This is a genomic window from Komagataeibacter sucrofermentans DSM 15973 (genome assembly GCF_040581405.1).
Classification (GTDB): Bacteria; Pseudomonadota; Alphaproteobacteria; order Acetobacterales; family Acetobacteraceae; genus Komagataeibacter; species Komagataeibacter sucrofermentans.
Window position 1 is genome coordinate 1,607,056 of the sequence record NZ_CP137157.1, and the last position, 16,167, is coordinate 1,623,222.

Genomic DNA, 16,167 nt, shown 5'->3' on the forward strand with positions numbered 1-16,167 from the left:
CCTTGCCCCCCGATGCACAAAATAATGCTGAAAGGGCTTTAAATATGCTTGCGTCGGGACAAACGGCATGTGTACGGGCCAAACCCGTCACGCCCCTGCTCCGGCATGACGAAAGCAGCCAGCCTCATGGTCATGGATCATGCCGGCGGCCTGCATCCAGGCATAGGCCGTGACCGGACCGACAAAACGAAAGCCCCGCGCCTTCAGCGCCGCTGCCATGGCCTGCGACAGGGGCGAGGCGGCCTGCACGGCCAGAGCCGGCTCATGCACCGCCTGACCGCCGGGCAACAGGCCCCACGCGAAGGTGGCAAAGTCCTCGCCCGCCGCCCGCATGGCAACATAGGCACGGGCATTGCCGATTGCCGCCACGATCTTGGCACGGGCGCGGATAATGCCGGGATCGGCCATGAGGCGGTTGATATCGGCCTCGGCAAACCGCGCGACGCGATCAGGATCAAACCCCATGAAGGCACGGCGAAACCCCTCACGCCGCCGCAGGATCGTGCGCCATGACAGCCCCGCCTGAAAGCTTTCGAGCACCAGCATTTCCCATAACTGGCGGCTGTCATGCACGGGCACGCCCCATTCCTCATCATGATAGGTCATCATCATGGCATCGGCCTGCGCCCATTTGCAGCGTGGGCGGGCGGGATCGGGTCTGTTCATGTCTGATTCCATGCGCCGGGTGGCATGCTGTCCGCTCCCGATCCTATGGCAGGGTAAATGCCAGCGTGTCGGCCAGATGCTGGCGATAGCGCTGGATATCCGCCTCGATCGACGGGTTCTTGATCACGTCCGTGGCAAGGAAGGTTGGCAGGGCCGAGAGCGCAAGAAACTGATTGGCCTTGTGGAAAGGAAAATAGACGGCATCGATCCCCCTGCCCTCAAAGAACTGCGCGGGGTCGACAACGGCCTCTTCCGGTGCATTCCATGTCAATGAAAGCATGTAATGCCTGCCATGCAGCAGGCCACCTGAGCCGTATTTGCGCTCGGGGTGGGCGCGGCTGCGGCCATCGCTGGCGTAAAGCGCGCCGTGACCGGCGGTAAAGACCTCATCCATGTATTTCTTGACGATCCACGGCGCGCCCATCCACCACCCCGGCATCTGGTAGATCACCAGGTCGGCCCACAGGAAGTTCTGCACTTCTTCTGTAATGTCATAGCCTGAATCAATCTTTGTCTGCCGCAGGGCAAAACCTGCCGCCGCCAGCGTCTCGGCTGCGACAGCCTGCAAGGTATCATTCAGCCGACCGTGCGAATGGGCAAACTTTTTTCCGCCGTTCAGAAGAAGGATGTTTTTCACGCTCTGTCCCCTCATGTTCGACCATCAGGGATAAGGTCTGCTTTCGCGCCACACAACGGGCAAACACTGGGCCTGCCCGGCAAAGGGCATAAAAAAACCGGGGCCGCATTGCACGGCCCCGGTCGGGTCAGTCAGATCCTGACGGGTCGGATCAGTTCACGTCGTCCAGCGCATAGACCACAAGGTCATCCGTCACCGGCGTCATCATGAAGTGGTGGCCACCGGCCATGATGGCGACATACTGCTTGCCCTTGTATTCATACGTCATGGGCGTGGCCTGGCCGCCACCGGGCAGCACGTCGTTCCACACTTCTTTGCCGGTATGGATATCGAAGGCATGGATCATGTTGTCGGTTGTCGCGGCAACAAAGATCAGCCCGCCAGCGGTAATGACCGGGCCGCCATTGTTAGGCGTGCCGATGGTCAGCGGCAGGTGCGTGGGCAGGCCAAACGGGCCGTTGGCGCGCGCGCTGCCCAGCGGGTGCTGCCACAGCACTTTCTGGGTGTGCATGTCGATCGCGGTAATCATGCCATAGGGCGGGCGGTTGCACATCATGCCCGTATATTCATCCCAGAACGGCGAGACCACGATGCCATAAGGCGTTTCCGCCATGGCGCCAGCACCTTCGGCACCGCCGCCGCCGGGCTTGAAGTTGGGGTCATCCACCGGCATCAGGCCCAGCTTGTCGGCCTTCTTGCGGCTGACCAGCTGGTCATACATCGGCGTGTTGTTCCAGTTGGCGATCAGGATACCGGTCTTTTCGTCATACGCCACGCTGCCCCAGTCCGAGCCACCGTTATAGCCGGGATATTCCAGCCAGGGCTTGTCGATGCTGGGCGGGGTGAACTCACCCACGTAATGCGCGCGCCGGTATTTCAGGCGGCAGTAAAGCTGATCGATGGGGGACATGCCCCACATGTCGGCTTCCTTGAGCGGAGCGAAGCCAAGGCGCGGCATGCCAACCGACCAGGGCTGCGTGGGCGAGCGCGTGTCACCCGGCACCATGCCTGGCGAAGGCGCGGGCCGTTCTTCAACCGGCAGCACCGGGTCGCCCGTGCGGCGGTCGAGCACGAACGTCTGGCCACGCTTGGTGGGCATGATCAGGGCCGGAACCGTCGAGCCATCAGGCTTGGTGAAGTCCATCAACGTGGGCTGCGAGCCGATGTCGTAGTCCCACACATCCTTGTGCACGGTCTGGAACACCCAGCGCGGCTCGCCGGTTTTCACGTCAATCGCCACGACGGCGGAGGAGACCTTGTTTTCTTCCGGGCTACGCATGGCGCTGTAGTAATCGGCAGCCGAGTTACCTGTGGGCACGTAAACCAGCCCCAGCGCGTTATCACCAATCATGGCCGCCCAGGAGTTGGGGGTGCCGCGACTGTAATGCTCGCCTTCCTTCGGCTCGCCATGTTCATGCGGACGGTTGACATCCCACGCCCACAGGAAGCGCCCGGTCTCGGCGTCATACCCACGGATCACGCCCGAGGGCGCCCAGCGGCGCTGGCCATCGAGAATTTCCTGGTTGGTGATGATCGCGCCATTGACGATGGGCGGCGGCGCGGTCTCGGCCACGAAGCCGGGCACCGACTCACCCATGCCCTTCATCAGGTTGACCATGCCGTGCCAGCCAAAGCCTTCGCACACCTTGCCATCTTCGCTGTCCACCTCGATCAGGCGTTCATCAAGCGTGGCTTCAAGAATACGGTGATGACAGTGCTCGCCTTCCGGCACGGTGGAGGAAGTGTAATACACCACCGCCTTACACGCCGCCGTGTAGGGGATGCTCTCGTATTTCTCGTTGGCATGGAAATGCCAGACTTCCTTGCCGGTAGCGGGGTCGATGCGCATCATGTCGTTCAGCGCGGAACACATGTACAGGCCGTCACCCACCTTGATGGGCGTGGTCTCGGCCGCCCATTTATTGGTCTGCCCCGGCCCCGGCTTGCTGCCGGTGTGGTAGATGAAGGCACGCTTGAGGTGGCCGATATTGGCAGGCGTGATCTGGTCAAGCGGCGAGAAGCGGGTCGCCTTGTCATCACGCCCGTAGCCGGGCCAGTCATCATGCGCGGGGTTGGCCGTGACCTGGTCCACCATGGGGGTGGCTTCGCTCGGCTCGGCAGGCGGACCGTCAGGGATGTTGGCAGCGTTCACACCCGGAGACTGGGGCGCATTGGGCGAAGGCGCCGAGAACGCATCGGTCGGCGGTGTTGGCGTGCCGGGCGCAACCGTGGCATTGCCATTGCCGGGCGGCTGGTCAGCAGGGGGAACCTGCGCAAGTGCCGAGGCGCCAACGGTGCCCGCAATAATGGTGGCGCCGAGCAGCAGAGTGCGCAGCATGGGGGTTTTGGCGGACATTATGCGACCTCCCGCACGGATGTTGAGTGAGCGCTTTCCATGCGGCGCAGGGCGGGCAGGCACAGAGCCACGGCAATGGCGAGGATGGTCGGCCCGAACACGCGGGGCAGCAGGCCCCAGCCATCAAACCCGACTTCCCAGAAAGCCCACAGCCACGTCACGCCAACAGCGGCCAGATACAGCATGGCCCCCATGGAGCGGCCCATGGCCATGAGCACGCCCGCTGCCGTGACGGCAATGCCAATAATGACATAATACCAGGAGCCACCCAGAAACATGAGTTCGGCACCCATATAGGCAAGGGGCAGCCCCAGAAGAACGATAACAACCGCAAGACCCAGGATCGCCCACGCGGCGGGGGTCTGTGGTTTTATGAAAGCTGACATGATGGATATTCCTCCAGTATCATGTAACGGAAGCTAATCCCGTTAATATCATGCATGAAAAAACTTAATCGTGAGGTCGGTAACGGATTTATTATAATTGTATCAATATTTACAGTAATCCGCCAAAAAAACGGCAGACTCATGCCGCTTCTGGCAATCTGCCTTGCAAGCGAAGCGTAGTGGAGGAATATTTTTTACTTCGCGGCCTCGCCTGAGGAAACTATTTCGGTTTTACCGTAAAACAGCCATGCGTCATGCGATCTTCAATAGCGGGAAGGCACAGGGGCAGCACGCGGTGCCGAAGAAACATAACGCAAATAAATCTGCCTCAAAAACGGGCATGTTATGGCCTGTTGCATTATAGAGGCATTAAAGACCACCCCGAAGCATGGCGTTGTAAAGGGGTACAAATATTTTCTTTCCCCTTGCCATCCGCAAGCCAGATGGCACGGGGCCTGCCCATAACAGGTTTACAGGCGCGGGTATAATGAGGGGTGGACCTTATATAAAGGTGTATCATCCCTCTTTATGATGATCGAAACGGCACTCTTTTCATCATCCCGGGTTAATGCCAGCAAGACTGACATTGTGCCTGCCAGCCCCGCACGCGGCATATCTGATGACACAATGTTTCAACATCGGCAGTAGGGACACGGATGAACATGGCACGCCCATCTCACGCAACAGGAATGACCAGACATGCTCCGTCTGGCTGCAAAACCGTGTGGGATGGATAGCAGGGCAAAAGCGCATGGACCGAACAATCATTGCGCCAGCCTAATCGGGCGCTCCATTCATGCTGTCATTTGAAATGAGAAAACTGCTTGAATAGTATCTCAGCATGAAGAGCGCTTCCCTTCTGGCAGAACATGCCAGCGCGCGCAGCACGGCAGGGCGCGGATCGTGTTTTGCTTCAGCAACCGCCCCGATTGCGCCCGCTGCCATTGCGGGCCGAGACCATGCCAACCATGGGATCAGTATATGGCCTACAGGCCCAGATCAGCATCATCTATATACGATTATATATAGACAATGACAGACCTGTTCCTCATCATATGCTGTCATGTCAGGCAACCTGTCGGGGCAGAAGATCGTGCAGCGTGGTCTGGTCCAGCACATCAAGGAAAGCCGTAAGCGAGCGGGCCAGCAGATGACGCAGGCGGCACATATCGGCCAGCACGCAGGCCTGCCCGTATTCTGGCTCGCAGGCTTTCATGGAGAGCATGTCCGCCTCCATCATGCGCACGATGTCGCCTATGATGATCTCATGCGGCATGCGTGGCAGTTCCAGCCCCCCTGCCCGGCCCCGACGCGTATCGACAACCCCGTTGGTAGAAAGCCGATTGACCACCTTGACGAGGTGATTATGGGAAATGCCATGATTTTCGGAAATTTCATGAACGGAAACGCGTCGACCAGGGTTTTGTCCCAGATAAACCAGAACGCGAATGGCGTAGTCGGTATGAAGGGTCAGGCGCATGGTGTCTGTGCTCTGGCTCCCTGTCTTGTAAGGCCCGCCTGCATGATGATGCAGCAGGCGGTAGGCCAAGGCGACGGCGTGCGGGACATGGTATTCCTGTTATTACACTATGTGAGCCAACTTCCTCGTACCATAACAAAAAAGACTGCTCTTGTCCTTATTGCAACCGGAAAATATGGTCTTTCTGTTATATATACAAATCTTATGTCACTATAATTTAAACTGATAAATGACTCGGCACGGATCATGCCGGCACCCGCGATCCTTCACCATCACGCGTACCGGATTTCCCGAAAATCACATGCCTTCAGCCTGCCTGCATGGGCCTGATTTACAGTTTTTTAGGCTCATGCAGGATATCATGCAGGGTAATGCGATCGAGCACCGACAGGAAGGCATTGACCGATTTGGCGAACAGCCCGCGCAGGCGGCAGGCATCCGCCAAAACGCATGCCTGTCCGTTTTCAGGATTGCAGGACACAATTTTGCCCATATCCGCCTCCATAAGGCGAATGATGTCGCCGATAATGATCTGGTGCGGCGCGCCGGCCAACTCCAGCCCGCCACTACGCCCGCGCCGCGCCAGAATGACACCGTTGCTGGACAGACGGTTCACCACCTTGACCAGATGATTCTGGGAAATGCTGTGCGTCTGGGCAATCTCCTGAATCGCGACCCGTCTACCGGGATTCTGCCCAAGATAGATAAGGGTCCGAATGGAGTAGTCGGTGTAAAGGGTAAGGCGCATGGCGTGTCATGACGCCTGTAACGTGATCTCGGTATGATCTGGCGCAATGATGTGTTCCGCAAGCACAAGATTTGCGGCCGAAATCGGGGGAGAAATATAAAAACCCTGAATCCGGTCAGCGCCCATCTCGCGCAGCGCGTCCATCTGGGCTTTCGTTTCCACGCCGCTCACGGTCACGCTCAGCCCAAATGCATGGGCCAACCCGATCAGATGTGCCACCACATCGCACGCCTGCTGGCTGGTTTCAATGTCCTTGACCAGCCCGCGTGAAATTTTGGCCTGCGTGAAAGAAATCGTGCGCAGAACCGAGATTGGCAGCGTCGCCAGCCCGAAATCATCCAGTGTCAGCTGAAAGCCAAGTTCCTTGAGTTCCTGCAGGCGCTGCAGCACGCGATCGGAGCGCCTGCCCGCCAGAACGCTTTCCGATACTTCCAGCACGTAATCGGATGCCTTGCCGCCCTGCCGCTTTATTTCAGCCTCAAGATCATTCTGGAAGCCGATATTAAGCAGGTCCAGCCGCGAGAGATTGATGGTCAGGTTGGGATACGTGTCGAGGCTTGTATTCCACATCCGCATGTCATTCTGGAAGGACTTGACCAGGCGCGGGCTCATGACCTGGGCCAGGGCTGCATCAAGGAACACATCGCGGAAACTTTCCGCCGCCAGCAGGCCGCGCTGCGGGTGGTGCCAGCGCAGCAGCGCCTCGATCTGATCGCACCTGCCGGTGCTGAAGTTCATGATCGGCTGGTAGTAAAGCTCGAACTGGTCCTTCTGCACCCCTTCACGCGCATCATTGAGGATCTGGGCCCGCTCAAGCGCATGCTGGTGCAGGGTAATGTCAAACATGCGCGCCTGGTGGCCACCCGCGCGCTTGGCGGCATAAAGCGCGATATCGGCATTCTTCTGAAGCGATTCAGCACTTTCCTGGCTGGCAATGGGGCTGACCCCGATGCTGCCCGACACGTTGACCATGGTGTTGCCCACCTCGATCGGCGCTTCAAGCTCGGCCAGAAGCTTCTCCAGCATGAGGGAAAGCGGGTATTTGTGCAGCGTGTGGTTGAGGATGAGCGCAAACTCATCGCCCCCCAGCCGGCAGACCGCATCTTCAGGATGAACAAGGGCAAGAAGGCGGTTGGAAATCACCTTCAGCACCACATCGCCCGCATGGTGGCCATGGATGTCGTTGATCTGCTTGAAGCCATCGAGATCGAACATGACCAGCATGATATCGCGGGTAATGTTCTGCGATTTGTCTTCCACCGCGGCCTGCAGCATGTTGTTGAAACCGCCACGGTTGAACAGCCCCGTCAACGGGTCGGTTGCGGCAAGCGACTTGAGCCGGTCACGGGTGTTCATGAGTTCGGTAATCTCGAAGCGGGTCGCAACATACCCCTCCACCGCGCCAAGCGAGTTGGGCTTGGGCATGATGGTGGTCGCCACCCAGTACAGCGTGCCATCCTTGGCCCGGTTGCAGATATTGCCACGCCATATCTCGCCACCCCGAATGGTGCGGTACATCTGCCTGAAAAAGCTCGCATCATGATAGCCGGAATTGACGATGCGGTGCGTCGCCCCCAGCAGTTCCTCACGCGGGTAGCGGCTGATCTCGCAAAAGCGGTCATTCACATAGGTAATCACACCGCGCACATCGGTAATGGCCACGATCAGGACATTATCCACAACATCCGCCCAGAAATCAGAATCCTGGTGGGTCAGCGCGCGCAGGCGGTCATCGTGCTTGAGTGACATGGCATATGGCTCCATCTATCCCGTAGCGGATCAGGACTTTGCGGGGGTTGCGGGGCTTGCAGCGGCAGGCCTGGCTGTGGAAGCAGCTTCTTTCTTGCCGCTATTCTCGGGCTTGCCATCCTTCCTGGCGCGGGCTGCCTCAATCTCGCGAATGACGGCAGGCGCTCCGCCACGGCGCACCCAGGCTTCAAGATCCTGCGGTGCCAGAGGCTTGGCGAACAGGTAGCCCTGCATCACGTCGCAGTTCAGTTTTTCCAGCAGGTCACGCTGCTGTTCGGTCTCGACGCCTTCGGTCACCACCGTCATGCCCAGCCGCGAGCCGATGCCGATCACCGCCATGGTCACGGCCTGGGCATTGGTGTCGTATTCAAAATCGTTGATGAAGCTGCGGTCGATCTTGATCTCGGTCAGTGGCAGGCGCGTCAGTCGCGACAGCGATGAGTAGCCGGTGCCGAAATCATCCATCGACAGGCCGCAGCCGATATTGCGGATCGACTGGAGCACTTCCTCGGTGTCGCGGCTGTTATCCATCATCACGCTTTCGGTGATTTCCACCGTCAGGCGTGCGGGCTTGAGGTTGTGGTCCTTGAGCAGGGCGGCGATATGCTCGGGCAGCGCGCGATTGCGGAAATGCACGGCAGACAGGTTCACGGCCACGGTGGGCACATGCACGCCGTCACGGTCCCACTTCACGATCTGGCGGCAGGCCTCAAGCAGCGACCAGCGGCCAATGGCCTCGATCTGGCCGGTCTCTTCCGCCACAGCGATGAAGCGCGAGGGGAAGATGTTGCCCAGATGCGGATGATGCCAGCGCGACAGCGCTTCGACGCCACTTAGTTCAAGCGTATGGGTGCGCACCTGCGGCTGATAGTGCAGTTGCAGCATGCCCTGCGCCAGCGAATCACGCAGCGCCGAGCCGAGCACCAACCGGTCCTGCGCCACCTGGTTCTTTTCCAGATTGGCGAAGCGGAAAATGCCGCGTCCGTCTTCCTTCGCCTGCCGCATGGCGGTATCGGCGTGGCTGAGCAGGGATTCGCTGTCCGGACCGTTGGCAGGGAAGGTGCTGATGCCGATCGAGCACGAAATCGACAGCGTGTTCTGCCCGATCTGAAGCGGCCGACCGATGGTTTCAAGCAGCTGGCGGCCGATATCCTCGATCTGCTTGCCGTCGCAATCGGGCACCACCACCACGAATTCGTCACCGCCCGAGCGGCTGAGCACGTAATCTTCCTTGGCGATGGAGCGGATGCGCCCTGCGATCTCGACAAGGAATTGGTCGGCATAGACATGGCCAAGCGCATCGTTGATATCGCGGAAACGGTCAATATCGAGCATGAAAATGGCCAGCGTGCGGTTGCCGGGCTGGGCGATGATGTCTTCCATGACGCGATGCAGCGCGCCACGGTTGAGCAGGCCGGTCAGGCTGTCATAGCGGGCAAGCTGGGTCATGTGGGTCTTGGTGGCGTGCTGCTCCAGCGCCAGCGCACAGAAGGGCAGGCACGCGCCCACCAGGCGCTGCGGCCATGCGCCAAGCTGATTGGGCTCGCGCAGGTACAGCGCGAAAATGCCCGTCACGCGCCCGTCACCTGCCATGACGGGTGCTGCATAGCACGACTGCAGCCCCAGCGAGCGGCACATGGACTGATAATTATCCCACACCAGGCGGCCGGTATAGGAGGCATTGGCCTTGAGCTTTTCCACATCCGAAGGCGACGGCACGGTGGTTTCAAGCGCATTGCGGATGCGCGGCGGCAGGGCGGAGGTGCAGATCACCCGCCAGGGCTGCGCATCATCAAGCACCAGCAGGGCCGCGACCGAATTGGGCACGAAGGCTTCAACCTTGCGGCAGATCAGCTCGCCAATATCCTGAATCAGCATGTCACTGGCCGGCGCCTGCAGCACGTCGTTCTGCAGGATCAGGATCTTGCGGCGCTGGCTCTCTTCCGTGACGTTCTTCATCACGCCCATGTAGTACGTGAGCCGCTTGTCCCCCGTGCCGATCTGCACCTTGGAGAGCGAAAGCTCGCCACAGATGTATTCCCCATCCGCGCGGGTGAATTCCACCTCGCGCGATGTGCCGACAATGCGGTTATGCCCGGTCTCGCGATTGCGGTCGATGTAGCGGTCGTGCTCATGGCGCAGGCGGGTGGGCACCAGGCAGTCGACATTGCGGCCGATCACGTCAGCCCGGGGAATGCCCCACAGCGATTCCGCCGCCTGATTATAGAAGATGATCTCGTTTTCCTGCCCGATGATGACGGTTGCATCAATGGCCTGCTCAAGGGCGGGAAGAAGGATTTCTGTGGTGAGGGCAGTGATGTCGGGCATCGTCGTGCTGTCTTTCTTCGCTATCATTCGGGATGGGCCACGATCGCCCGCAGGCGGTCAGGATCGAGAATATGGATGGCGCGGCGTTCCCGGGAGATAAGCTGCTCCCGATGGAAGGCGCTGAGCAGGCGGCTGACGGTCTCGGTTGTCAGGCCAAGGAAATCAGCCATGTCGGCGCGTGAGATGGCCGGATCAACGGGCCAGAGTTCACCTGACCCCATACGTGTGCCCTGACCGAGCAGGAAGGTTGCGAGGCGCTCGCGCGCGGTCTGGCGGCCAAGCATGAGCAGCCGGTTATGCAGGCTGACCAGCAGTTGGCGGGCAGAATTCAGCGAAGCCGCGCAGGCACCGGGCGAGGTTTCATGCAGGTGGCTCAGATAGGGCGCGGGCACGCACACCACCTGTAGCGTGCGCATGGCTTCGGCGCTGTAGTGGTAGCGGGTGCAGGGATAGGCGGGAAGCACGTCGCCTTTATGGGCAAAACCGATAATCTGCCGCCGCCCGTCAGGCAGTGATTTGAAAAGACGCGCCCCTCCGGCCACCACATGGAAATGCATGCTGGCGGGCATATCTTCCGTCATGAATTCCCGACGTTCGGAAAATGTCCGTTTCATTCCATCAGAAGACAGAGAGGGCCGCACAAGAGACATGTTAATTTTTTTCTGTTTTCAGCACGATTACGAATGCTCTCATTAATGACATATTTCCGCCATAAGTTAATTTGTAAAATATATGCAGAATATCCGATACGGTTTTTATGCATCTGCCTGATAGTTTATACTTTCAGTTAATGGTTAACGGATTGCCAGACCGTATAATGTAAGTGTCCATAGCGGATCGGGACTTCACTTACCTCATCACGATACCCCATGGCGTATGACGCAGCGCCGCCCGCCGGGATCGGTAACGGACACGCATTTCCACGCTTGCGGCACGCGATCCATATGGCGCACGACATGCCGTGAGCATGGATGTGTTATCGTTGATTCCGATCATTGCGGCCGGACCGGTACCGTCTGTCAGGCAGATGAGGTTCCTGTTCCCATGGCGCCCTTGCAGGAACCGGGGTTGCCTTCGCCTTCTCCTGTCAGGGCCGGACGGGAAATAACCCGTTATCCGGCACCTGGTGGGTTGCCTCGCCTGTATGCCACGGGGGGAACCCCATGGCGTTCTGTTGCCCCCTTCGTGGCCTGTCGGGCCGGGAGGCTGACCGTGCGCACCCGCGTGGTCAGCGTGCAGCGGCCTGGATACGCCTGTCAGCGCGTGGTCATGCCTTGCAGGCGGGAAGAAGACAGTCGTGCCATCATATCGGACCACGTGGTCCATGACTGACAGGCAGGCAGTTCATTCCCCTCTCCCATGGCGCAACCATGAGCCTTCAATCTCATGGAGATGATTTAAGATTTTATGAAAGTTTTCGGGAATTTCAAAAATATAAAATATATCGCATATAATATGCATCTTATTGAAAAGACCGAGAATTTTTCTAAAAATCGCGAAAAACCGCCATAATTTCTAAGTCGTATCGCAGCGGTCTTTTTTTGAACAACAGGACGTGAACAGTCCTCTATCCACCCCGCGCCTCACGTCCGGCCAGACGCGCCGGTGGGCAGGCCCGTGAGAATCATGGCCGTGGTGGGGCGGGTGGCCGCGACATAAAGCAGTTGCTGTGCCTCAAGCACATTGGTGGCGGCGCGGCGGCTGATATCGCCCACATCCACGAACACACGGCCAAACGTACTGCCCTGCGCGGTATGCACGGTCATGGCGTAAACCGCCTGAAGCCGCCCGATGCTGCGGCGGAACACAAAGCGGTGCTGCCAGCGCGCGCGCTCAAGGGCGGCCTCGCGCTTCAGGCGCTGCTCGATCTCCCCCATGTTCGCGCCGGGGCGCAGGATGGCCACCGGCGTTTCATCGCCCGCCAGGGTACGCAGCACCACATCATACACCGGCAGGTCGGTGGTCCATCCGGGCACCTTTGAGGTGGCGGGAAAGGCATGGCGCAGCACGCCGGGGCGGATATCAGCTATTTCCGCCTCCTCATTAGTGGCCACCATCACGCGGCGGCCTTCCACATCCATGACCGGAACGCGGGCAATCACGCGCTCGCCCACCACAAAGGGCATGGGCGTCTCGCCCCCGTGCACCCACCGGCGCACGGTGCGGTTCACGGCCTCGACCCGCGCATTGGTCCAGCACAGGTAGCGGAACGCATCACTATCGGCCCGGAAGGCATCAGAGGTGAAAGCACGCTGCATCCAGGCATCTGGCGCGCGCGGCACGAACAGGCCCGCGCCCTCATGGTGGCTGGCGCGGCACCATGACCAGTCCAGCGGGCCGCCCTGGCTTTCGCGGATGGCGGTGGCGGCGGCCACCAGCGGGTTGTCGGCCGCCTGCCGCACCACGGTTTCGAGATGCGAGGCCGAACGTATGGCGAAGGACGGGCTGATCGCCTCGCCCACTGGCGGCAGCTGCGCCGGGTCGCCCACAAACAGCACGAAGCGGTCGGGCACAAGGTCGCGCACCCAGCGCATGAGTTCGGAACCAACCATGGAACATTCATCAATGATGATGACATCCGCCGTAATCGGCTCGGGCCGGTCGGCGCGTTGCAGCACCTCACGGCCATCCTGCGCGCCGGGCTGGAGCGAGAGCACGTTATGAATGGTGCGGCACGGTGCAAGCTTGCCCACCCGCGCCTTGAGCACGGCGGTGGCCTTGTGGGTGGCGGCGGTAAACACCACATCCGCCCCCTGTTTGTGCAGCGCGCGGGCCACCTGCTGCATGAGGGTGGTTTTGCCCGTGCCTGCGTAACCGGTCAGCAGATGCGTGGCCGAGACCCCGCGCGCGGCCAGGATTTCAGCCAGCGCACGCTCCTGGCACGCGGTCAGGACCGTGCGGGACATGGAATGCTGGATCCTTGGATGGAGCGGGACGGGCGCATCGGGGGGTGAAGCGTTCCTTCTGGGCAGGGCATGGCTGGGGCAGTATTAGGCCGCCCCCTTCAAACGGGCCAGCACAAATGCATGGCTCATGAATGAAATACCCCGCCACCTCCATGAAGATCGGACATGGCTTGACGCGCCGCGCGCGCCCTCGTTACGCTGAACCGCGCCTGAAGCAAGGCGTTACAGGCCGCATGATGCCCTGCGCGCCCTTCCCCATCACAGTGCGTTGCAACCGGCGCTGGCCATGTGTGGCGGCAGGTCACGTTCACCGCGCTTTCATGCCCCTGCCCTTACAGTGCAATCGGGACATGCGCGCGATGGGTGAGGAAACCGGGCAGACCACGGCACCCCTGTTACCCTGCTGGCACCCTTTCATGAACGCGACGCCTGCCCATCATCCCGCCCGCTCCCGGCCCCGACGCCCGCATGCATGACAGCGCCACGACCGGCACGACGGGAGCCGTCATCGCCCTTCAGCAAAGGTTGTAAGTTCCCTTGCCGCTTTCTTTCGCCTTTGGCGCCCGCGCCATACGCTCGCTGCGCCATCGCAACTACGCCATATGGGCCAGCGGCGCTGTCGTATCGAACATTGGCACCTGGATGCAACGCACGGCGCAGGACTGGTTTGTGCTGACCCAACTGACCGCGCATGACGCGACGGCGGTGGGCATGACCATGGCCTTCCAGATGGCGCCGCAACTGCTGTTCCTGCCATGGACAGGCTATGCCGCCGACCGTTTCGACCGCCGCGGCCTGCTCATGCTCACCCAGGGCCTGATGGGCGCCCTGTCACTCGGGCTTGGCATACTGACGGTCAGCGGCACGGCGCGACTGTGGGAGATGTATGTCTTTGCCTTCCTGTTTGGCAGCGTGGCCGCTTTTGATGGCCCGGCACGCCAGACCTTCGTATCGGAACTCGTCGGGCGCGACGACCTGCCCAATGCGGTGGCGCTCAATTCGGTCTCCTTCAATGCCGGGCGCATGCTGGGGCCGGTGGCGGCGGGGGCGTGCATTGCCGCCGTGGGCACGGGGTGGGCATTCGTGCTCAACGGCATTTCGTTCATTGCCGTGCTCATGTCGCTGCTGGCCCTACGCGGGCGGGCCGTGGCACTACCCGCAAAGCGGGGCGCGCGGGGCCTGCTGGAAGGCTTCCGCTACGTATGGCGGCACCCTGACCTGCGCACCATCGTGCTGATGCTTCTGCTCATTGGCATGTTTGGCCTGAATTTTCCGCTGTTCATTTCCACCATGGCGGTCAGCGTATTTCATGTCGGCGCGGGGCAGTATGGGCTGCTGAGCGCCTGCATGGCGGTGGGCACCATGCTCGGCGCGGTTCTGGCGGCGGGTCGTGAAAAGGTCTCGATGGCAACCCTGCGCACGGGCGCGCTGCTGTTTGGGGTGGGGTGCCTGCTGGCCGCCGTGGCCCCCGGCTACGGGCTGTTTGCCGCGGCCCTCGGGCTGGTGGGGCTGGCGACCCTGACCTTTACCACCACGACCAACAGCCTGATGCAGCTTTCCGCCGCCCCCGAGATGCGGGGCCGCGTCATGGCCATCCGCCTGGCCGTGGCCCTTGGCGGCACACCCGTGGGCGCGCCGGTCGTGGGGTGGGTGGCCAATCATTTTGGCCCGCGCTGGGGGCTGGGGCTGGCGGCGGCCTCCGGCTTTGCCGCCGTGCTGGTGAGCCTGCGGGCACAAAGGCCTATTTCAAAAACAGACCCGTGACCAAAAATTTTTCAGGATGTTCGCCAGCATTGCCCTCAGGCGCAACGGCGGCCGTTCACCCATACTTCCTGCACGCTCAGGTCAGCCCCCATCACCACAATATCGGCCCGGCGACCGGGCATGAGCATGCCACGGTCATGCAGGCCCAGCCAGTTGGCGGCATGCGTACTGACCAGTGCGGCCGCCTGTGGCAGCGAGGCCCCGGCCTGCATGGCGTTACGCAGCGCCTGATCCAGTGTCAGCACGCTGCCCGCCAGCGTGCCATCAGGCAGCCGCGCCACGCCATCGGCCACCATCACGTTCTGGCCACCGAGTTCACTCGGGCCATCACCCGCGCCGGTGCCGCGCATGGCATCGGTTACGAACACCAGCCGGTTCCCCATGACCCGATGCGCCAGCCGGAACAGCGCAGGATGGACATGATGGGTATCAAACACCATCTCGGCATAGGCCATGTCACTGCACAGCAGGGCCGCAGCAGCCCCCGGCGCGCGCGCCATGACCGGCGGCATGGCGTTGAACAGATGCGTGCCCCCTGCCGTGCCCCCCATGCCGCAGATCCGGCATATGGCCCGCTCCGCCTGCTCGTAACCCGCCTGCGTATGCCCGATATTGACCCGTATGCCCGCATTGACGAATTTCTGGATGGCGGCATCCGCCTGCTCGATTTCCGGGGCCAGCGTCACGATCTTGATGGCGCCGGTCTCGATCACCGCACTCACCCGCGCGGGCGTGGGCAATACAGTAAAGGGCGGCTGCGCGCCACGCCTGTGGGGGTTGATGAACGGCCCTTCCAGATGGGCGCCGGGAATGCTGGGGCCGCCATAAATGCCCAGATGCACCACATCGGCCACCGCATGCAGCGCCGCCATCACATCAATCCACGGGGCGGTGATGGTGGTGGGCAGCAGGGTGGTCACGCCATGCGCCATATGAAACATGGCCAGATGGCGGATGGCATCCACCCCATCCATCACGTCAGCCCCGCCGCCGCCATGCACATGCCCATCAATAAAACCGGGCAGAATGTAGCGATCAGGCACAAGCGAGAGCGGGCGGACATCGGTAATGGCCGTATCAAACACGACACGCCCCGGCATGACCCGGTCTGGCAGTACGATGTGGCCATCAATATTCACGGTGCGGC

General features: G+C 60.9%; 12 protein-coding genes. 1 reads left to right on the forward strand and 11 read right to left on the reverse strand.

Annotation, left to right across the window (positions count from 1 at the left end; genetic code table 11):
- Positions 1 to 87: 87 nt before the first annotated feature.
- From R5N89_RS07905 to R5N89_RS07950, 10 genes are all read right to left on the reverse strand, one after another.
- Positions 88 to 666, reverse strand: a complete 579-nt coding sequence (locus R5N89_RS07905) for a DNA-3-methyladenine glycosylase I (RefSeq protein ID WP_167400874.1) — start codon at positions 664 to 666, stop codon at positions 88 to 90.
- Between the two features lie 43 nt (positions 667 to 709).
- Positions 710 to 1,303, reverse strand: a complete 594-nt coding sequence (locus R5N89_RS07910; RefSeq protein ID WP_110569291.1) for an NAD(P)H-dependent oxidoreductase — start codon at positions 1,301 to 1,303, stop codon at positions 710 to 712.
- A gap of 151 nt (positions 1,304 to 1,454) precedes the next feature.
- On the reverse strand, positions 1,455 to 3,641 hold the full coding sequence (locus R5N89_RS07915) for a pyrroloquinoline quinone-dependent dehydrogenase (protein WP_110569388.1): 2,187 nt from the start codon (positions 3,639 to 3,641) through the stop codon (positions 1,455 to 1,457).
- A gap of 17 nt (positions 3,642 to 3,658) precedes the next feature.
- Positions 3,659 to 4,045 carry a glycerol dehydrogenase gene (locus R5N89_RS07920; RefSeq protein WP_110569290.1) on the reverse strand — a complete coding sequence of 129 codons (387 nt, stop codon included), beginning with the start codon at positions 4,043 to 4,045 and terminating at the stop codon, positions 3,659 to 3,661.
- A 1,066-nt stretch (positions 4,046 to 5,111) separates the two neighbouring features.
- Entirely contained in the window at positions 5,112 to 5,525 is a 414-nt protein-coding gene (locus R5N89_RS07925) for an Rrf2 family transcriptional regulator (protein ID WP_110569387.1), read from the reverse strand.
- A 331-nt stretch (positions 5,526 to 5,856) separates the two neighbouring features.
- Positions 5,857 to 6,273 carry an Rrf2 family transcriptional regulator gene (locus R5N89_RS07930; protein ID WP_110569289.1) on the reverse strand — a complete coding sequence of 139 codons (417 nt, stop codon included), beginning with the start codon at positions 6,271 to 6,273 and terminating at the stop codon, positions 5,857 to 5,859.
- A gap of 6 nt (positions 6,274 to 6,279) precedes the next feature.
- Entirely contained in the window at positions 6,280 to 8,022 is a 1,743-nt protein-coding gene (locus R5N89_RS07935) for a bifunctional diguanylate cyclase/phosphodiesterase (RefSeq protein WP_110569386.1), read from the reverse strand.
- A 30-nt stretch (positions 8,023 to 8,052) separates the two neighbouring features.
- Entirely contained in the window at positions 8,053 to 10,350 is a 2,298-nt protein-coding gene (locus R5N89_RS07940; protein ID WP_354680670.1) for an EAL domain-containing protein, read from the reverse strand.
- Positions 10,351 to 10,373: 23 nt separating this feature from the next.
- Entirely contained in the window at positions 10,374 to 10,931 is a 558-nt protein-coding gene (locus R5N89_RS07945; RefSeq protein ID WP_244192288.1) for a Crp/Fnr family transcriptional regulator, read from the reverse strand.
- 1,002 nt (positions 10,932 to 11,933) lie between these two features.
- Positions 11,934 to 13,256 carry an ATP-dependent RecD-like DNA helicase gene (locus tag R5N89_RS07950; RefSeq protein ID WP_110570073.1) on the reverse strand — a complete coding sequence of 441 codons (1,323 nt, stop codon included), beginning with the start codon at positions 13,254 to 13,256 and terminating at the stop codon, positions 11,934 to 11,936.
- A gap of 537 nt (positions 13,257 to 13,793) precedes the next feature.
- Here R5N89_RS07950 and R5N89_RS07955 point away from each other — a divergent pair.
- On the forward strand, positions 13,794 to 15,020 hold the full coding sequence (locus R5N89_RS07955) for an MFS transporter (protein ID WP_110570072.1): 1,227 nt from the start codon (positions 13,794 to 13,796) through the stop codon (positions 15,018 to 15,020).
- A gap of 35 nt (positions 15,021 to 15,055) precedes the next feature.
- Here R5N89_RS07955 and nagA read toward each other — a convergent pair whose 3' ends face one another.
- Positions 15,056 to 16,159: an N-acetylglucosamine-6-phosphate deacetylase gene (gene nagA, locus R5N89_RS07960; protein WP_110570071.1), complete on the reverse strand. Its 1,104-nt coding sequence runs from the start codon at positions 16,157 to 16,159 to the stop codon at positions 15,056 to 15,058.
- Positions 16,160 to 16,167 lie beyond the last annotated feature (8 nt).